Annotated in this window: 20 protein-coding genes and 2 pseudogenes; 9 read left to right on the forward strand and 13 right to left on the reverse strand. The window is 59.3% G+C overall.

Annotated elements, in window-relative coordinates:
* Nucleotides 1-71: 71 nt before the first annotated feature.
* Nucleotides 72-830: a thioesterase II family protein gene (locus tag BLT55_RS12055; protein ID WP_055001974.1), complete on the reverse strand. Its 759-nt coding sequence runs from the start codon at nt 828-830 to the stop codon at nt 72-74.
* A gap of 317 nt (nt 831-1,147) precedes the next feature.
* Here BLT55_RS12055 and BLT55_RS12060 point away from each other — a divergent pair, with 317 nt between their 5' ends.
* Entirely contained in the window at nt 1,148-1,684 is a 537-nt protein-coding gene (locus BLT55_RS12060; RefSeq protein WP_055001973.1) for an RNA polymerase factor sigma-70, read from the forward strand.
* Nucleotides 1,685-1,762: 78 nt separating this feature from the next.
* On the opposite strand, the gene BLT55_RS12065 is transcribed toward BLT55_RS12060, so the two are convergent.
* Nucleotides 1,763-2,287, reverse strand: coding sequence for an SgcJ/EcaC family oxidoreductase (locus BLT55_RS12065; RefSeq protein ID WP_007253110.1), 525 nt, complete (start codon nt 2,285-2,287; stop codon nt 1,763-1,765).
* A gap of 202 nt (nt 2,288-2,489) precedes the next feature.
* Between BLT55_RS12065 and BLT55_RS12070 the strand changes: the two genes are divergently transcribed.
* The 4 genes from BLT55_RS12070 to BLT55_RS12085 are packed head-to-tail and all read left to right on the forward strand — an operon-like array spanning nt 2,490 to nt 7,124.
* Complete coding sequence (locus BLT55_RS12070) at nt 2,490-3,674, forward strand: sensor histidine kinase (protein ID WP_055001972.1); 1,185 nt, start codon at nt 2,490-2,492, stop codon at nt 3,672-3,674.
* Nucleotides 3,671-4,333: a response regulator gene (locus BLT55_RS12075; RefSeq protein ID WP_055001971.1), complete on the forward strand. Its 663-nt coding sequence runs from the start codon at nt 3,671-3,673 to the stop codon at nt 4,331-4,333. Before BLT55_RS12070 ends, BLT55_RS12075 begins: the two co-directional genes overlap by 4 nt.
* 2 nt (nt 4,334-4,335) lie before the next feature.
* Nucleotides 4,336-6,663, forward strand: a complete 2,328-nt coding sequence (locus BLT55_RS12080) for an ATP-binding protein (protein WP_055001970.1) — start codon at nt 4,336-4,338, stop codon at nt 6,661-6,663.
* Nucleotides 6,660-7,124, forward strand: a complete 465-nt coding sequence (locus tag BLT55_RS12085) for a response regulator (RefSeq protein ID WP_007253114.1) — start codon at nt 6,660-6,662, stop codon at nt 7,122-7,124. The genes BLT55_RS12080 and BLT55_RS12085 overlap by 4 nt, the downstream gene beginning before the upstream one ends.
* A 9-nt stretch (nt 7,125-7,133) precedes the next feature.
* On the opposite strand, the gene BLT55_RS12090 is transcribed toward BLT55_RS12085, so the two are convergent.
* The 8 genes and pseudogenes from BLT55_RS12090 to BLT55_RS12125 form a co-directional block, all read right to left on the reverse strand.
* The gene (locus BLT55_RS12090) at nt 7,134-7,565 is read right to left on the reverse strand and encodes a universal stress protein (protein WP_007253115.1); all 432 of its coding nucleotides are present in this window, start codon (nt 7,563-7,565) and stop codon (nt 7,134-7,136) included.
* Between the two features lie 106 nt (nt 7,566-7,671).
* Nucleotides 7,672-8,670, reverse strand: a complete 999-nt coding sequence (gene dusA / locus BLT55_RS12095; protein WP_055001969.1) for a tRNA dihydrouridine(20/20a) synthase DusA — start codon at nt 8,668-8,670, stop codon at nt 7,672-7,674.
* A 129-nt stretch (nt 8,671-8,799) separates the two neighbouring features.
* Nucleotides 8,800-8,912 (reverse strand): annotated as a pseudogene (locus tag BLT55_RS12100) (type II toxin-antitoxin system RelE/ParE family toxin); the annotation flags it as partial.
* Nucleotides 8,902-9,141, reverse strand: a pseudogene (locus BLT55_RS12105) (CopG family ribbon-helix-helix protein). The pseudogenes BLT55_RS12105 and BLT55_RS12100, both read right to left, overlap by 11 nt.
* Before the next feature lie 51 nt (nt 9,142-9,192).
* Complete coding sequence (locus BLT55_RS12110; RefSeq protein ID WP_055001968.1) at nt 9,193-10,320, reverse strand: sensor histidine kinase; 1,128 nt, start codon at nt 10,318-10,320, stop codon at nt 9,193-9,195.
* 210 nt (nt 10,321-10,530) lie between these two features.
* Nucleotides 10,531-10,770 carry a hypothetical protein gene (locus BLT55_RS12115; protein ID WP_042914284.1) on the reverse strand — a complete coding sequence of 80 codons (240 nt, stop codon included), beginning with the start codon at nt 10,768-10,770 and terminating at the stop codon, nt 10,531-10,533.
* 88 nt (nt 10,771-10,858) lie between these two features.
* A complete protein-coding gene (locus BLT55_RS12120) occupies nt 10,859-11,296 on the reverse strand; it encodes a LexA family protein (protein WP_055001967.1) in 438 nt (145 codons plus the stop codon).
* Nucleotides 11,297-11,414: 118 nt separating this feature from the next.
* Nucleotides 11,415-12,677 (reverse strand): M20/M25/M40 family metallo-hydrolase, encoded by a 1,263-nt coding sequence (locus BLT55_RS12125; RefSeq protein WP_055001988.1) that lies wholly within the window; start codon nt 12,675-12,677, stop codon nt 11,415-11,417.
* A 306-nt stretch (nt 12,678-12,983) separates the two neighbouring features.
* On the opposite strand from BLT55_RS12125, the gene tal reads away from it, so the two are divergent.
* Entirely contained in the window at nt 12,984-13,922 is a 939-nt protein-coding gene (gene tal / locus BLT55_RS12130; protein WP_055001966.1) for a transaldolase, read from the forward strand.
* Between the two features lie 74 nt (nt 13,923-13,996).
* On the opposite strand, the gene rssC is transcribed toward tal, so the two are convergent.
* Together rssC and rssB are read right to left on the reverse strand one after the other, a co-directional pair.
* Nucleotides 13,997-14,482 (reverse strand): anti-sigma factor antagonist RssC, encoded by a 486-nt coding sequence (gene rssC / locus BLT55_RS12135; RefSeq protein ID WP_002552898.1) that lies wholly within the window; start codon nt 14,480-14,482, stop codon nt 13,997-13,999.
* Nucleotides 14,479-15,663, reverse strand: coding sequence for a two-component system response regulator RssB (gene rssB, locus BLT55_RS12140; protein WP_055001965.1), 1,185 nt, complete (start codon nt 15,661-15,663; stop codon nt 14,479-14,481). Before rssB ends, rssC begins: the two co-directional genes overlap by 4 nt.
* Nucleotides 15,664-15,931: 268 nt before the next feature.
* Here rssB and BLT55_RS12145 point away from each other — a divergent pair, with 268 nt between their 5' ends.
* Nucleotides 15,932-16,231: a PilZ domain-containing protein gene (locus tag BLT55_RS12145; RefSeq protein ID WP_007253123.1), complete on the forward strand. Its 300-nt coding sequence runs from the start codon at nt 15,932-15,934 to the stop codon at nt 16,229-16,231.
* A gap of 92 nt (nt 16,232-16,323) precedes the next feature.
* Here the strand turns inward: BLT55_RS12145 and BLT55_RS12150 are convergent, their stop codons facing one another.
* The gene (locus BLT55_RS12150) at nt 16,324-17,025 is read right to left on the reverse strand and encodes an MlaA family lipoprotein (RefSeq protein ID WP_055001964.1); all 702 of its coding nucleotides are present in this window, start codon (nt 17,023-17,025) and stop codon (nt 16,324-16,326) included.
* 197 nt (nt 17,026-17,222) lie between these two features.
* Here BLT55_RS12150 and pcrP point away from each other — a divergent pair, with 197 nt between their 5' ends.
* The gene (gene pcrP / locus BLT55_RS12155) at nt 17,223-17,831 is read left to right on the forward strand and encodes an HAD superfamily inactivated hydrolase PcrP (RefSeq protein WP_055001963.1); all 609 of its coding nucleotides are present in this window, start codon (nt 17,223-17,225) and stop codon (nt 17,829-17,831) included.
* A gap of 103 nt (nt 17,832-17,934) precedes the next feature.
* Nucleotides 17,935-18,204, forward strand: a complete 270-nt coding sequence (locus BLT55_RS12160) for a DUF4404 family protein (RefSeq protein WP_055001962.1) — start codon at nt 17,935-17,937, stop codon at nt 18,202-18,204.
* The last annotated feature ends 98 nt before the right edge of the window (nt 18,205-18,302 follow it).

Genomic DNA, 18,302 nt, shown 5'->3' on the forward strand with positions numbered 1-18,302 from the left:
GTGCCAGATAAGATCTGAATGTCAAGAAAGACGCGCGCATCGGGGAACGGGCGCGCGTGAGGCCTAAACGGTCAACCGGCAGCCCGGTTCAACTGCCGTGACGCGCTGTTGCGCCAACGGGCCAAGTGCTGCTCGGAATAGCGCCGCAGATGGCGAAGCAATTGCGCCTGCTCGTCGACCAGATAGAAGTGATGACCCTCGAACATGTCCAGCGAGAAGCCGGTGCAGGTTTCTTCCTGCCAGTCGAGCAGCTCCTCGACGCCGACGCTGTCCTGTTTGCCGCCGAAGACGTGAATCGGCACGCTCAATGGTTCGCGCTGGCCGTACACAAAGCTGCCGCAGAGCAGAAAGTCGGCGCGCAGGATCGGTAGCATCAACTGCATCAGCTCTTGATTGGCGATGATGTTTTCGCTGGTGCCCTTGAGTGTGCGCAGTCGGGCGATCAGTTGTTCGTCGGTCTTGGCGACGGCGTATTCGCTGACATCGCGGCGCACCGGGCCGGCAGTGGCCGACGCAAACAGTGCCAGCGGCGCAGGCAGCCCGCGTTCGCGCAAAACATGCGCCAGTTCGAAGGCCAGCAAACCGCCCAGGCTGTGGCCGAACAAGGCATAGGGTTTGTCCAGCTCGACGCTGATTTCGTCGGCCAACTGGTTGGCCAGTCGCACGATGTCGGTTTGCAACACTTCGTCCATGCGCATGCCGCGACCGGGAAGCTCAAGCGGGCGCACGTTCAGCCACTCGGGCACTTTGCGACGCCAAGGGCTGTAGAGCATCGCGCTCGCGCCAGAGAAAGGCAGGCAGAACAGCGTCAGGCTCACAGACGGATTCATGGCAGAACCGTCCGTCTGGTGGCGCGGATGTAAAAGCGGCGAGGCGCGTGATCGAGACGCATGGGGTTCTCCTGAGGTATTCCCTGGCCGCAACCACGGTCGGGCCTGTCACCAATGAGAACGGATGACGTCTGCAAATAATTAGTGAGGGTGCCCATTGCGGGCGCGCGGCAGGCAAGCCTGCACTTTTAAAGTGCGCTGATTTACTTTCGCATTTGACAATAATTATCATTAAGGCTAATTTGTTGCCCCATGTGACGGCGCTGCTCCTCCCGCAGCCCTCCCCCCCCAATAGACTTTGTAGCAAGGTGAATTCCATGACGGAACACGTATTCACAGGCAAGTGCGACTCACCCTTACTCCAGGCATTCGTCGACAACTACTTGCTGCTGGTCAAGATCGCGGCGCGCATTGTTGGCTGTCGGTCGCGTGCCGAGGACATCGTGCAGGATGCGTTCTTCAGATTGCGTTCAGCGCCGCAGGCCACACTGACCTTCAAGGCGCAGCTCAGCTATCTGTTTCAGATCGTGCGCAACCTGGCCATCGATCATTACCGCAAGCAGGCACTGGAACAGAAATACACCGGCCCCGAGGCCGAGGGGCTGAATGTGGTGATTCAGGGTGCATCGCCAGAAACTTCGCACATCAACTTCTCCAGCCTGGAGAAAATTGCCGATGCCCTGAGTGAACTGCCACCGCGCACCCGTTATGCGCTCGAGATGTATCGCCTGCATGGCGTGCCACAGAAGGACATCGCCAAGGAACTAGGCGTGTCGCCGACGCTGGTCAACTTCATGATCCGCGACGCGTTGATTCATTGCCGCAAGGTCAATGGCACTGGAGCTGAAGCCTGACGGGGGCGAACAAGGCAGACGAAAAAAATCCGGAGCAATGGCTCCGGATTTTTCGTTTCGGCCTTTACAGACGCTGGATCAGCGGCTGACCTGATACTCAGGCTGCACTTCCGGCATTGCCGAGGAGTGGTGGTTGAGAATCTTCCACTCGTTGCCAATGCGGTGGTAGAGGAACGAATAACGTGCCTGTACCTTGGTTTTCTTGCCATCCGGCGCCGTCAGGGTGAAGGTGTAGACGCCATTGTCCGCAGCGGCGTCAGGGCCCAAGCGACGGATCTCGCGGTAGTTGATCTCGCCAATCGGCTTGAGGGCCAGGAAGTGATCGAAGTAGTCCTTGATCTCTGCCGGAGTGGCGCGCACCTTGTTGGAAACCGTGGGCTGCAGGACCGCGTCTGGCGTGTACAACGACGCTACGGTCTGCGAGTTGCCGGTCTGCAGGGCCTTGTTCCAGCGGTCGAACAGACCGGCGATTTCTTTATCGTTCACGTTGTTTGGCGTCTCGGCCACCATGCGGTAGGTGTAGCCGGACGGTTCGGCAGCAGCCTGAACCATCGGGGCAGTCACAGCCAGCATCAGGGCCAGGGCGGTCAATTTGGTTTTCATCGCTATTCTCCTACGGGGATCTGTTCAGGGATTCAGTGAGGGCTACTTTGCCCGCCCCGCCCCGCCCCGCCATCGGCCAACCGGGGTTATCTGCATCTGCCGATCGGCAGATGGGCTTTAACACCTGATACAGTTCTAATGGCGTCACTTCTGTTGCACCCGTGTTGCGCCCGCGCGGCCATCCACCCTCGCTGGAGTCCTTATGCAAAGCCCACCACACGATCCGGCAAGCGCGCTGGCCATTCGTAATCATTATCGTCAGTCGCAAAGTCGTGCGGCGCGGCTTCGGCTGCTGGTCGATACCGGTCAGGAACTGACCCAGTTACCGCCCGCAGCCATGCGCCAGCGCGTGTTGCAACGCGCTTGCGCGTTCGTGGCCATGGATCATGGTCTGCTGCTCGAATGGGAAGCGGACGGCGGCGTGCAGAAAACCGCCAGCCACGGCGGTGAAGAACGCCTGAACACCCTTGAAACGACGGCCGACCCGCTGGCTATCGGCCCGCAATGGCTGGAGCGGCCCGGCACCGACATGCCTTGCGTGCTGCTGCTGCCGTTGCGCGGTGCTGAGGACGGCTCGTTCGGTACGCTGTTGCTGGCCAACAGCGTCGCCATCAGCGCGCCCGACAATGAAGACATCGAGTCGCTGCAACTGCTCGCCACCCTGCTCGCTGCGCACCTGGAAAACAATCGCCTGCTCGACGCGCTGGTGGCCCGCGAACGAACCATGTCACAGCTGGTTCGCCAACTGTTCACGGCGCAGGAAGACGAACGCAAACGCGTCGCCTACGACCTGCATGACGGCCTGGCCCAGCCCCTTGCCGGTCTGCACCAGCGCTTGCAGGGTTTTGCCGGTCGCTGCCCGGAGCTGCCTGAACCGCTGAACGCCGATCTGCAAGCCATCCTCAAACTGGCGCAGCATTGCGTTGGCGAAGGACGGCAACTGATCAGCGGCCTGCGTCCGGCCGTGCTGGATGACTTCGGGCTGTGGCAGGCCGTCGACAAAGAAGCCGATCGCCTGCGTGAAGCCGGAATCGTCGTGCAATGGGCCTCGCGCTCGCTGGTGCGCCTGCCCAGTCACCTGGAGATCGCACTGTTTCGCATCGCTCAGGAAGGCATCAACAATGTGCTCAAACACGCCAACGCCAGTTGCGTAGAATTGGCGCTGGAACTGAGTGACGGCAACCTTTCACTCAGGCTGCAAGATAACGGCCGTGGCTTCATCACCGAGAAACGGCCTGACAGCAGTGGCGTTCAGAAACTGGGCCTGGTTGCCATGCAGGAACGCGCCAGCCTGCTGGGTGGCCGCCTGACCTGCGTCAGCCGTCCCGGTAGCGGCACCCGGCTGCGCGCCATCGTCCCCTTCAATGCAGACAAGGCACTCACATGACTGAAACCGTGCGACTGGTTCTGGCCGACGACCATGAGGTCACCCGCACCGGGTTCGTCTCGCTGCTGGCGGGCCACCCGGAATTCGAAGTAGTCGGCCAGGCCGCAGACGGCCAGCAAGCCATCGACCTGTGCCAGCAACTGCAACCGGACATCGCAATTCTCGATATCCGCATGCCGGTGCTCAACGGCCTGGGCGCTGCGCGAATTCTTCAGCAACGCATGCCGCACCTCAAAGTGGTGATTTTCACCATGGACGACAGCACCGACCACCTGGAAGCCGCCATCAGTGCGGGCGCAGTCGGTTATCTGCTCAAGGACGCGAGCCGCGATGAAGTGATCGCCGGCCTGCAACGTGTGGCACGTGGCGAAGAAGCCCTCAACAGCGCGGTGAGCGCACGCCTGCTGCGGCGCATGACCGAGCGCAACACCAGCGGCGCAAGCGCACCGGAAGCCTTGACCCCGCGCGAACGCCAGGTACTCGGGCTGGTCGCGGGCGGCTTCAGCAACCGGGAAATCGGCGAGAAACTCGGCATCACCACCGGCACCGCCAAGGCGCACGTGGAAAAGGTCATCGGCAAACTGGGCGCCTCGGACCGCACTCAGGCCGCAGTGCGCGGTGTGGCATTGGGTCTGGTGAGCCAGTCGGCGAGCGAATAGCGATGACCGTTATCGGCAGCAGCCGCTGGGAAGACCTGCCGTTACGCGGCAAGGCGCTGGTGGCGATTTCTCTGCCGCTGGCGATGTTGATGTTTTCGCTGGTGCTCATCTACATCGCCGAACGCCAGACCGCGCAGGCCGAAGAAGACGTGCGCCGCGTACTGCTCGTTCAAGGCGACATTCAGACGCTTCATACCCAGATCGCCGAAGGCGCGGCCAGCGTGCGTGGTTACCTGCTGACCCACCAGGAAGACTTCCTGCCCGGCTACATCAACGCGCAACCGCTGATCGACGCGGCGCTGGTGCGGCTCGATGCCAACATCCGTGATCAGCAGATGCGCGAGCACCTGAAATCCATCGAACCGCTGATTCGCACCAAGGTTGACGGCCTGGAAAAGCTACGCTTGATGAGCAGGGAAGATCACGAAACCGTTGCCGCCATTCTGGTCGAAAACAAATACGTTCTCGACCAGTTGCGCGAGCGGATCGGCGTGATGCGCGAGCGCGAGGACGCGCTGCTCGCAGAACGTACGGAAGCAGCGGCGGCCACCCGTCAGCGCTTGTTGTGGTCCACCCTGCTGGCAGCCGCCTGCGGCATCATCGGTGCCATTCTTGCTGTGCTCATGCTCTCCAAGGGCATTGTGGCCAGGGTTCATCAGGTGCAACGCAACGCCCAGCGCCTGGCCCTCGGTCATCCTTTGTTACCGCAACCCCCGGAAAAGGACGAAATCGGCCAGCTCGGCACCCGTCTGGTTGAAGCCGGTCAATTACTGGCCGAACGCGAACGCGCGTTGCGCGACAACGAGGAGCGTCTGCGCCTGATCATTGAAGGCGTGAAGGATTACGGCATCTTCGCGCTGGACCGCAATGGTTATGTCATCACCTGGAACGCGGGTGCCGAGCGCATCAAGGGTTACACCGAACAGGAAATCATCGGTCAGCATTTCTCTGTTTTCTATCTGCCACAGGAATGTCCGCAACACCCGGATATGGCGCTGCACGAAGCCACGGTCAACGGTCGGTATACCGAAGAGAGCTGGCGGCGGCGCAAGGATGGCAGTCGTTTCTGGGCCAGCGTGGTGATCACGGCGCAATACGACAGCAATGACCAGCTGCGCGGCTTTTCCAAGATCACCCGGGACATCAGTGATCGCCGCGTGGCGGAAATCGCTCTGGGCACTGCGCGCGAAGAAGCCGAGCGTGCCAGCCGGGCGAAAAGTGAATTTCTGTCGCGCATGAGCCATGAGCTGCGCACCCCGCTGAACTCCATTCTGGGCTTCGCCCAATTGCTGGAAATGGATTCTCCGGCCAGCCAGCGCCCGCAAGTCGGCCATATTCTGCGCGCCGGTCAACACCTGCTGAAACTGATCAACGAAGTGCTCGACATCGCCAGAATCGAGGCCGGGCACATTTCCCTCAGCCTGGAACCGGTGCCGCTGTCGAACGTGCTCCAGGAAGCACTGGTGCTGGTTTCACCGATGGCCGCTGACGGCAACATCGAGTTGCAGAGGCTGCCGCAACTGCCGGATGAACTGGGTGTGGTTGCCGACCGCCAGCGTCTGATTCAGGTGTTGTTGAATCTGCTCTCCAACGCCATCAAGTACAACCGGCCCAACGGTCAGGTGCGGATCGAAGTCGAGCAATCGGCAGAACGGGTCGCCGTCAGCGTGGTGGACAGCGGCCACGGAATTGCGCCAGAGCTTATCGATCAGTTATTCAAACCGTTCGAGCGATTGAACGCTGACCCAAGCGTAGAAGGCACCGGGCTGGGGCTGGCGCTGAGCAAGAGCATGCTGGAAATGATGCACGGCACACTGTCTGTACACAGCGTACCAGGCGAAGGCAGCCGGTTTACGCTGGAACTGCCGGTCATGCAGGTGCAGCAAGGCGCCCTGCCGCCACAACGCCAACCCGACCTGCTGCCTGCGCCCCGCGTCCCTGCATCTCCGGTCTGGCACGGCAAACTGCTCTGCGTCGAAGACAACCTGTCGAGCATGGCACTCATTGAAACCCTGCTGCAGCGCCGACCGGGCATCCAGTTGCTGTCGAGCATGCAGGGCCAGTTGGGGCTGGATCTGGCCCGCCAGCATGCGCCACAACTGATCCTGCTCGACCTCAACCTGCCGGACCTTCAAGGCCTGGAAGTGTTACAGCGCCTGAGACGCTTGCCGGCGACAGCCAACACGCCGGTGCTGATGATCACCGCCGACGCCAGCGACAGCACCCAGCGCGAGCTGAAAGCGGCCGGTGCAACGGCCATTCTGACCAAACCTATCCAGGTGCCCGTGTTCCTCGCCCTCCTCGACCAATACTTACCGGAGCCCCTATGACCGGAGACTTCCGCATTCTGATCATTGACGACCAGCGGCCCAATCTTGATCTGATGGAACAGCTACTGGCCCGTGAAGGGCTGACCAATGTGCTGAGCAGCACCGAACCGTTGCGCACGCTGGACCTGTTCAACAGCTTCGAGCCGGATCTGGTCGTGCTGGATCTGCACATGCCCGAGTTCGACGGTTTCGCGGTGCTGGAACAGCTCAACCGCCGTATTCCGGCCAATGATTATCTACCCATCATGGTCCTGACCGCCGACGCAACCCGCGACACGCGTCTACGCGCCTTGGCACTGGGCGCACGGGACTTCATCAGCAAGCCGCTGGATGCGCTGGAAACCATGCTGCGAATCTGGAACCTGCTGGAAACCCGCGCACTGTACAAATCCCTGCGCAAGCTGCTGCCACCGGAGAACATCGAGTTGCTGCGCCAGACACGCGTGCCTGCGCAGCAATGAGAACAGACGTTACTTGATGAGGGTGACGGGCACCGACACTTCGTGAATCACTCGCGTGGCCACCGAGCCCAGCAACAGGCCGCCAAAGTTGCCCAGCCCGCGAGTGCCCATCACCACAGCGTCGCAGCCGAGCCGCTGAACTTCGGCCTCGACCTGCTCGGCCACGTTGCCCAGATCGACATGGGCCTGAAACGGCACGCCAGCGGCAGTCAGCAACGCTACCGCGTCATCCAGTACCCGCTTGCCTTCATTGGTCAGACCGGCCTTCACGCCATCGATCATGTCGGGAGCCAGATAAAGGCTGTAGTCGATGGGGCTGGCCTGCACGTTCAGCACATGCACTTCAAGCGGCTTGTTGAGGTCGCCAGACAGCTCGATGACATAGCCCAGGGCACGCATGGCGTGCTCGGAGCCGTCGAAAGGAACCAGAACTTTGTGCATGGGCGTTTTCCTTGTTGGGTTATGCGCACAACATAGCCCGAGCGCTGCGGCGCGGCTAGTGGAAAAAGCGCCTCTTTTGATCCAGAGCAGCCGCCTGCACGCGCGATCAATGCCCTTGCAGAAACGCCGCCGCCTGATCCAGCAACAGCATCGGATTCTCCGCCTTGTGGATATCGACCGACAGCAACTGACGGAAGCGCCGCGCGCCGGGGAAACCCAGGCCCAGACCGAGCATATGCCGGGTGACATGGTGCATGTTGCCACCGCTGACAATGTGCGCCGCAATGTACGGCCGCATCGACTCCAACGCATCGTAACGGCTGATGACCGGCGCAGTGCTGCCGAACAACTGCTGGTCCACATGGGCCAGCAAATACGGATTGTGATAAGCCTCACGCCCCAGCATCACACCATCGAACGTCTGCAAATGCTCACTGCACTGCTCAAGCGTCTTGATACCGCCGTTGAGGACGATTTCCAGCTCGGGAAAGTCAGTCTTCAACTGCGCAACCACGTCATAGCGCAGCGGCGGGATATCGCGGTTCTCCTTGGGAGACAACCCCTCGAGAATCGCGATGCGCGCATGCACCGTAAAACTCTGGCAACCCGCCTCCTGCACTTTGCCGACGAAATCACACAGCTCGGCATAACTGTCACGGCCATTGATACCGATCCGGTGCTTGACCGTGACCGGAATACCGACCGCATCGCGCATGGCCTTCACACAATCAGCGACCAACTCCGGATGCGCCATCAGGCACGCGCCGATCATATTGTTCTGCACCCGGTCACTCGGACAACCGACGTTCAGATTGACTTCGTCGTAGCCCGCTTCTTCAGCCAGCCGCGCACAGGCCGCCAGATCCGCAGCCGTGCTCCCGCCCAACTGCAACGCGAGCGGATGCTCGGTGTCGTCGTGACGCAAGAACCGCTCACGGTCGCCGTGGAGCAAGGCACCGGTAGTGACCATCTCGGTGTACAGCAATGCGTGCTTCGAGAGCAGTCGCATGAAGTAGCGACAATGGTGGTCAGTCCAGTCCATCATCGGGGCGACGGAGAAACGGCGGGAGAAAGAGGTCGTTTTATCAGGGGTTGCGGATGACATTAGCGTCGGTAACTCGGAGGGAAATATCGCGTTAGTCTAGCATTGTGCCTGGTGATGCAACCATGTTGGCTGGTCGAAGCCGTTATGGATGGTAATAAAATCGAATGCGCTCAAATCGGCTTTATATCGGCTCGCAAAAATAGCATCCGAACGTCATCAGCTGCCTTGGGGTTTTCCAGCGCAATGTAATTAGCTTCGTCTTCCAGATTCTTGAATGCTTTTGCCAGCCATTCAATCCGCATTCTGGCTAAGGCGCCGGGCGCGCATCGCCGCGCCTACTCATCGCTAGCGAAACTGCCTTCGTGAGCTTGCTTCACCGCGTGCTCGATCTGCGCGATCAGCGTCTTTTCGTGCTCGATGTAATCACGAAGAACATCCATCGCCATAAAGCTCGCGCTTTGCCCTTTTTTTGGCGAGGTCAGTAAGAGAGTTGGAAAGGTCTTCCGGGAGGTCCAGCGATATACCGGTCATGGCAATATGGGCCTGATCATGGCTCTCCGTACCCAAAGCTATAAGCACCCTTCACTCCCCCTTCAACGGAATAAACACCGCAAACGTCGTCCCCTGCTCTGCTTTCGATGTCACTTCAATCCGCCCGCCATGCGCATCAACTATCTTGGCCACTATGAACAGGCCAAGTCCCAGGCTTGAATACGGGCCATTGTCGGTGATTTGTTCGGGGGAGTAGCGTCCCATCGGGTTGAAGATGAACGGGAGGACGTCTTCAGGGATCGGGCTGCCGGTGTTGTGAACGGTGAACTGCAGGGTGCCGCCGGACGCTGCGAGGGTGACTTCCACAGGATCGCGGCTGTTGCCGTGCTGGATTGCGTTGCCGATGAGGTTGGAAAACACTTGCTCCAGTCGATCACCGTCAAAGTTGCCGATGACCTGTTCGCTGGACGTCAGGCGGATGTCGGCCTCGGGATTGACCGTGCGCGACTCGTCGACGATGCGCGCGCAGATGTGCTGGATATCAATCTCGGTCCTTTTCATCGGGATGCCGGGGCCGATCTGTGAGCGTGTGAAGTCCAGCAGGTCGCCCACGATTTGACTGGCGCGCTTTACGCTGGAGTAAATTCTTGAAGCCACTTTGGTCGGTCGCGCGCCCAGGTCGCTGGTGCGCAACAGGACATCGGCGCCCAACAGGATCGCGCTCAGCGGGGTGCGCAGATCGTGCCCGAGGATGCCGAGGAAGATGTTGCGCGAAGCCTGAACCGCCCCGGTGTAGCTGGAGATGGATTCCGCGAGCGCCTGATCGATGGCTTCGTTGAACCTGATCATGTCTTCCATGCGTAATTGCGTGTCAGCGGTCTCGTTTAGCATCCACTGTTTGATCACACTGGCGCGTAACGCCCGGAACTCGGAAACGACCTGATCAATGGTGAAGCCGGACATCAATCGTGTAATCGCATGGGTTTTCGCGGCTGTATCTTCTTGCGACTCAACCTGTCCCTGTGATTTGTCGACCTGTTCCTGCGAGGATTGATCGGTTTGCAAGTCCGCGGCGATGGCCCGAAGCATCTGCTCGGCATGATCCCTAAGCTCACGGGTATCCAGAGGCTCGCCAGACGTGGTCATCGTGCGGGCGAAATCGGTCCAGTCCTGCACGATGGGTTCGATATTTTCGAGGATGAAGCCCGATAACCGCATAGCAACCTGATCCTTTGAATAATCAGCAAATGGCGTCTTCCGGGTGCAAGTCAAGCACTTATCCCGGCGGAGAGAACGGCTGGGTGTTTTTTTGGATCACATTGTTGGCAGGAAGTGCGGACTAAATTCGCTCAGGCAGATGACGACTGTCGCCTTGCAGGCGGTACTGGCATCGACGGTGCGAAACGAAGCAGAAAGACGGTGCCTGAGCTATTCGGCCAGCGCTTGCAAACGCGCCTGAACCGCATCGTCAAATATGATGTAAAGCGCTTCGGCGTCGGCAGCACGCAGCTTTCTGGTGGTTTCAAGTCCGTGGATGTATTCGATTTGCAGCGCGGCCTCTGCTTCTACATCTGCCCGCGTGCTGGCCGCGTCGAGCGCTCTGACCAGATCACTGACGTCTCCCTGAAGCGCTTTGGCAAGCCGCAATTGGTCGATTCGTTCCTGCATGGGGTCAATTCTCCAGTGAAGCCAAGATGGCCAGCAGCAGACCATGCAAGGGGGTGTAATGCAAGGCTGAGTCATAGCTGGTCAACTATTATTCGCTCCGGGCGTTTCGACCGTCCAGCAGGTTTTTCATGCTGTAGGTCACCACGCCGAGGATGATCAGGTCATCGTTATCGGTCACCTGCAGCGAGGGGTAGTCACTGTTTTCGGACTGCAGAACCGCGAACTCGCCACGCATGTACAGGCGCCGACAGATCTGCCGGGCGTTGAGTGACGCGACAACGATGTCGCCATGCTCGGCGTACTGGCTGCGGTCAACCACCAGCATGTCACCCAGGCACATGCCAACCCCACGCATGCCCTCGTCGTCGATCCTGGCCAGGTAAGCGTGCGGCTCACGGACCTCACAAAGCTCGGCGATCGAGACGTGTTTTTCCACGACAGGCGACTGCGAGCCGGTGGAGGCCATGGAAATGAACGGGAGCTTGATGCCCTCTGCCGACAACGGGCCAAGGAATGTGACACTCATGCGGTGAGCCTTTTATGATTAACTGTATGCATATACAGTTAATCGTTTCTCAGACTTGCAGTCAATCCCGAAGTCCGCCTCTCGACCAATGGCGGGCTTCAGTCTGAGCAGGATTTGTCTAAGGCGCCGAATCAGCTCGCGACAACTGCATGATCAGCGCAACGGTCAGGTAGAGCCTGGGCGCGATGCTCGACAGCTCGATGTACTCGTCATCGGCGTGCAAACCGGCACCCACGCCCCCCATTGTTTCCAGTACCGCGGGGCTGGCGCTGCCGGGCACATAGGCATAACCCGCGTCGGTGCCGAAGCGCATGGCGATGGGTTCGATGCTGCGGTCGATTTTTCCGTAAAGTGCCTGCGCGGTTTTTGCCAACTGCTCCGAACCCGGGTTTTTTGCCAGCGGTGGACGGCCCTTCTCAATGCGCAACGTCACTTCAGTGCCATCGATGAGCGTGTTCTTCACGATTCGCTGCCCATCTGCCAGCACGCGGTCACTCTCACTCAGGTCGGAATAGCGCATGTCCGCTTCAGCCGAGGCGCTGGACGGAATGATGTTGCGCTTCTCGCCGCCTTTGATGAGCGTCCAGTTCACTGTCGTGCCTTTGCCCGCATCGCCGAGGTCCTTGAGTTGCAGCATCTGGTGCGCGAGCTCGATGGCAGCGTTGCGCCCTGCTTCGGGTGCCGAGCCGGCGTGAGATGATTTGCCTTTGACGTCGAGGATCAGGCCGTTGATGCCGTTGGTGGCGACGGTGACGGCATCCTTGTCAGGCGGCTCGTAGGAAAAGACGTAATCGTGTTGGCGAGCCAGTTCGGCGATGACTTTTTTCGAGCCGCTGGAGCCGGTTTCCTCATCCGGATTGAACAACACCGTAAGCGTGCCGAACGCTTTGAACTTCTGATCCTGCAGCAGTTTCAGCGAATGCAGAATCATCGCTACCCCGCCTTTGGCGTCGGCGACACCGGGGCCGTAAGCGCGTTCGCTGTCGAGCCTGAACGGACGCTTTGCGGCGGTACCGGGGCCGAAGACGGTGTCGTAGTGGACCATCAGCAGGAAGGATTGCGTACCACTGCCTTTGAACGTGCCAACGATATTGTCGCCGGCAGACGGCTCGGCAGGCGTGGTCGTGACCTCGGCACCCAGTGCTTTGAGACGTTCGACCAGCAGCGCGCTGATGACTTTCAAACCGGGCGCCTGACCGGTCCCGGTGTCGACATCCACCAATTGCCTGACCGTTGCGAGATAGGACGGTTGTTCAGCCTGTGCCTGCTTCAGCAACTGATCGGCCGGCAAATCGGCGGCCATGGCACTCGTCGCCATGGCACTCAGAGAAAGCAGGGAAAAGCCGATTGCAGCGGTAAGGGACGCGCGTTGTGGATGCATGCTGGTTCCTTCAGTCATCGCTTATTGAAGCTGCATCTTTACCGTAATGTTCCAGCCAACGCCAGATTCGCTGCGCCAGCCGCCATGTGCATTCGAGATTGCTGCGCCTGTTTGTAACCTCTGGAGGAGCAAAATAAAGATCGAGGGAACAAGCAGTCTGCCATGGGCTCCAAAACAGTCTAGACAGGGTTTTCACGACTATGCCGACCCTCGACGCCCTCCATCCGCAGGCATTGTGTTCTGCGGCCTTGAGTGGGCGGCAGCGCTCGGGTAATGTCATCCAACCGCACAGGACAGAGCACGCTCATGACTTCCAAGCTGGATCAACTCAAGAAATTCACCACCGTCGTTGCTGACACCGGCGATTTTGGCGCCATCGAAAGCCTCAAGCCGCAGGACGCCACGACCAACCCTTCCCTGCTGCTCAAAGCGGCATCGAGCGAAGGCAACAAGCCGATGCTCAGAGAAGCCTTCAGCGGCAGCAACGGCGACATCGGACTGGCCTGTGACCGCTTTGCGGTTGCCATCGGTCAGGAGATTCTCAAGGTTGTACCAGGTCGCGTATCCACTGAAGTGGACGCCCGGCTGTCTTTTGACAAAGATGCGCTGATTCAACGCAGCGAGCGTTTGATCGGTCTGTACGACCAGGCGGGCGTCAGCCGCGACCGGGTGCTTATCAAACTGGCCGCGACCTGGGAAGGCATCCGCGCCGCCGAGCACCTTGAGAAGCAAGGCATCCAGACCAACCTGACGTTGTTGTTTTCCTTCGCTCAGGCTGTCGCATGTGCCGAAGCGGGCGTATTCCTGATCTCGCCATTCGTGGGCCGCATCTACGACTGGTACAAAAAGTCGACGGGCACCGATTACACCGGTGCTGAAGATCCGGGCGTGCAGTCGGTAACGCGCATTTACAATTACTACAAGGCCAACGACTTCAAGACCGTCGTAATGGGTGCCAGCTTCCGCAACCTGAACCAGATCGAACAACTGGCCGGTTGTGACCGCCTGACCATCAGCACCGATCTGCTCAAGCAACTGGACCAAGACACCGGCACGCTGGAGCGTAAACTTACCCCGGATAACGCAGGCGAGAAACGTCCGGCTGCGGTCAAGAACCTGACCGAAAGCCAGTTCCGCTGGGATTCCAACGAAGACGCCATGGCCACCGAAAAACTGGCCGAAGGCATTCGTCAGTTCGCTCGCGATCAGGAAAAGCTGGAAGCATTGCTCTCCGACAAACTCTGAAAACACTAAAGGGCGGCACCCTCGCGGGTGCCGCCCTTTTTGCTGTCTGCGATTTGGTGCGGGAGAAGGTTCGCCTAGCGTTGCCCTTCGAGCGCGTTGACCAGGTCATGAAACGCTTCACGGTTGGAGTCGTTCAGGCCCATGAGGATCTTGTGCGCTTCAAGCACCTTGGCCTTCACCACTTCTTCACACTGATCCTGCGACGGCAGGTCGGTCAGGGACTCAGGGCGCGGCAGAGGCCGGTCAACGATGTTGAACACCTGATCGAAGCCCATGGACTGCAGCAGCCGCGTGATGTCTTCATGGGTGGTCACCAGGGTCGGCAGCAGGCCCACTTTCTGACGTGACAGGATCGACAACTTGGCCAGCAGGCCCAATGTCGTGCTGTCGATGCTGCGCGTCTCGGTCAGGTCGATCACCACCGCGGAGAAATTCAACGCCGTGAAGATTCGCTCGATAGTCGCATCCAGGGCCGAACACAGCGTCAACCGCACTTCACCCACGAACTTCAGAACGAAGGTGCCTTCCTGCTCGGCGAACTGGATTCTACCGGTACTCATTCAAGATTCCTGCTTAACACTAACAAGGCGATATCATCCGGCATCTCCCCTAGCGTTGCCAATTCAAAAACCCGCTGCAAGCCTTCCAGGCTGCCGCCAGCCGTCTTCACCAACTCGGGAAGCACGGCTTCTTTTTCTTTGAGTGTATCACCGGGCAGCAAGTCCAGTATGCCATCAGACAACATGGTCAGACTGAAGGACGCCGGCAGTTCCACTTCGTGATCCTGATAGGTCGCTTCGTTGAACAAGCCGACCGGCAGCCCACGGCCTTCCAGGTAACGCGCCTGCCCCTCGGTGTACAGCACCGGCAGTGGCAGATGGCCGCCAACGGCGTAGGTCAGCGTGCCCGACTCTTCGTCGATCACCCCGCCCACCATAGTGACATGCTTGCCCAGTTTGCAACTGATCAGGCCACGGTTGATGTGTCCAAGTACGTCCGACGGTTTGAACTCGGGCAGCGTTCCACCGCGCTTCGATTCGAACAGCAGGCGGGTGGTCATGAACTTCAGCAGCACGGTGATGAACGCCGAAGACGCTCCATGCCCTGAGACATCGGCGAGATAGAAGGCAACGCGCCGTTCGTCGACCCGAAAATAATCGACGAAGTCACCGGACAGGTACAATGAGGGAATGATCTGATGAGCGAACTGGCTCTCGGCGATAGACCAAGGGGTGATCGGCAGCATATTCATCTGCACTTGCCGACCCGCGTCCTGATCTTCCTGCAACAGGTGCAGGCTGGCTTCAAGCTCGCGATTGGCTTTTTCCAGCTTCTCGCGGTAGACCTGGTTTTCGTTGAGCAGACGCGCCCTGTCCAGAGCGCGACGCACTGAATGTTCGAGCACCGCCAGATCTTCAAGGGGTTTGATCAGGTAATCGGCGGCGCCCAGACGCAGCGCTTCCACCGCATCGCTCATCACGCCGGCCCCGGAAACAACAATTACCGGGGTCTGCGGAGCACTGGCGGTCACCTGACGAATCAGTTCAAGTCCACCCATCTGCGGCATGCGCAAGTCGCACACCACCAGATCGGGCTTTTCCTGCTCGAATATCTGTATTCCCTGCAAGCCATTGCTGGCCTGGAGGACGCTGAAGCCACTGTCTTCCAAATAGGCGGCGAGGCTCGCGCGCACTACTTCGTCGTCATCGATAATCAGCAGCGTGGCACTGGTTTTTGGCATGTGGGCAAACGGCGCCAGATAAGGTTGGCGTAGGCGGCCCGGAATCACCGGAACCCGCTTACTGGATTCGCTTCTAGCCTCTCTGCAATTTCACGCCCGCAACACTGTGTGTGCGTCATGTTCAGAGGTGCCCTTCAAGGCGCAGACGGTACTCCCATCCGACGGGTGTTTCAAGCATGCTCCGCCCCTCACTTCGTGCTCTTTACATCTCAAATCACCGGGAGTTATAAGAACTGATTAATCAGCAACTAAAACGAAGGGACTGAACATGAGTCGAACTGATCGCGACTACGAGGAAAAACGGGATTACATCCGCATGCGCGTCGACGCAGACGTCAATCTGATTCACGCCGGTCAGGTCATTCCTGCCGTGTGCATTGATCTTTCCAGCTCGGGCATGCAGGTTCAGGCCCCTCGCTCCTTTCAGGTGGGCGACAAACTCAGCGTGCGGATCGATTCCGATCATCAGGCGCTCAAGGGTCTTGAGGCAGAAACCGAGGTTGTCTGGGTCAGTGATGAAGAAGGTGGCGGGCAAAAACTGGGGCTGTCCATCGTCTCGATGAGCTGATGTGAAACGGAACGGGTTCACAAATATACAAAATAATAAAGGCGACCCGAGGTCGCCTTTATTGGTTTTATCACGCGCATTCAACGTGTCGATTAAAAATCGTCTTCGACCTTGCCATCCTTGACCTTGAACTCACGGTTTTGCAAATAGGCGTTACGGATGAACGTGTAACGATCACCGCTGACCATGCGCTCTGCGGACAACAGGCTGGCACGTGTATCGACCAGATTGACACCCAGCGCGGTGTTACGAGTCGGAACATGATCGATGTAACGGTAGGGCGAGGTGTAGGTGTCCGGGTACTTGGCGAAAGCATCACGCACGGTGCTCGGCCCCAGCAGCGGAAGGACCACGAACGGGCCGCTTGGCACGCCCCAGTAGCCCAATGTCTGACCGAAGTCTTCATCGTTGCGTTGCAGGCCCATGCGGGTGCCTACGTCGATGAAACCCAGCAAGCCGAACGTGGTGTTGAAGATCATGCGTGCGGTGTCGACGCCGGCGGCTGCAGGCTTGGCCTGCAGCACGTTGTTGGCCAGGTTGCCGACGTCGCCGATGTTGTTGAAGAAGTTGTGTATGCCGTCTTCAACGAATTGCGGGGCGATGTACTGATAACCCTTGGCCAGCGGCTTGAGCGTGTAAGTGTCGAGGGTGTCGTTGAAGCTGAAGATGGAACGGTTGATGCCTTCCCACGGATCGTCTTCAGCAGCCTGAACGGCCACCGGGACCAGCGCAATGCCTGCGCACAGAGAAAGTTGCGCCAAACGTTTGATAAAGCCTGCACCGGTCAAGGGCATAGCTGACACTCCTGATCGAGATATCGAAATAATGACGCGGGTGCAACGCCCCACACGCTAAGTCCGGGAGTATAAAGCCTTCTGTCGCGAATAAGGCAGGTCTGTCGGCAAAGCAATGCGGATAAACCTGGTCATCACGCCGTCATCCAACTGTCACACAAGCGCAGTAGCGTGCTGGGTATTTCAGAGATTTGCCCATGCTCGCGCCGGTCCTTACGCCTTTGCCGACTTTCCCCGCCCTGCTTTTCGGCCTTAGCGGCTGCCTGGTGGATTTTGGCGCACAGGCCGGAACGGTCGAACGCCCGGGGCCGGAACACCTTCAGCCGACACCGGGTGCGCTGGAAATACTGAAAACCCTGCGTGCTCAGGGGCAACCCTGCGCCTGGCTGGAAGAGCTGCCTGAAACCGTCAGCGCTCCCCTCGCCGCACCGCTGGATGACTGGATAGTCTGCGCCCCTCGTCCAGCCGCGAAATGGCCTGCACCGGATGCCTGCTGGATGGCACTGATGGCGCTCAACGTCCCGCAACTGGACGGCTGCGTGCTGATCAGCGGCGACCCGCGCCTGCTGCAGTCCGGCTTGAACGCCGGGCTATGGACCATCGGCCTGGCCTCGTGCGGGCCGCTTTGCGGACTGTCTCCGGCACAATGGCAAGCGCTCAGCGACGCGAAACGCGAGCAGCGACGTGCGCAGGCAACGCTCAAGCTCTACGCGCTGGGCGTGCACTCGGTCATTGATCATCTGGGCGAGCTGGAGTCGTGTCTGGCCGATATCGCCCTGCGGCGCAGCAAAGGTGAAAAGCCTTGATACATATGCAGCGGGATGATTACTGGATTAGTCTTGGGTCATGACGGACCTTTCGCCAAGTGGCGAAGTCCATGACACAGACTTATCAATCAAGGAGCACTCCATGCCTGCCCGCGAACTTCAAGAACAACTCGATACGCTGCGCGAGCAACTTGAGCATAACCCGCCGCTGTCGGAGTCCGAGCGCGAAAACCTGCACGAACTCATGCAACAAATTGAAACTAAAATCCAGCTGGAACAAGCGACTCACGAGCAGGACAGCAGCCTTGCCGATGGCGTGAATCTGGCCGTCGAGCGTTTTGAGCTGGAGCATCCGGGTATTGCCGGTACGCTGCGCAGCATCGTGCAGACGCTGGGCAATATCGGGATTTGATCGGGCTAGTATTTGTGGGAGTGAGCCGGGCGACGCTTCGCTTGCTCACGAAGAGGCCAGCGCAGTCGCTGAGATTACTGATCAGTTAGTCGACCTTC

Origin of the sequence: Pseudomonas cannabina (assembly GCF_900100365.1) — a bacterium.
In the GTDB taxonomy this organism is placed as follows: domain Bacteria; phylum Pseudomonadota; class Gammaproteobacteria; order Pseudomonadales; family Pseudomonadaceae; genus Aquipseudomonas; species Aquipseudomonas cannabina.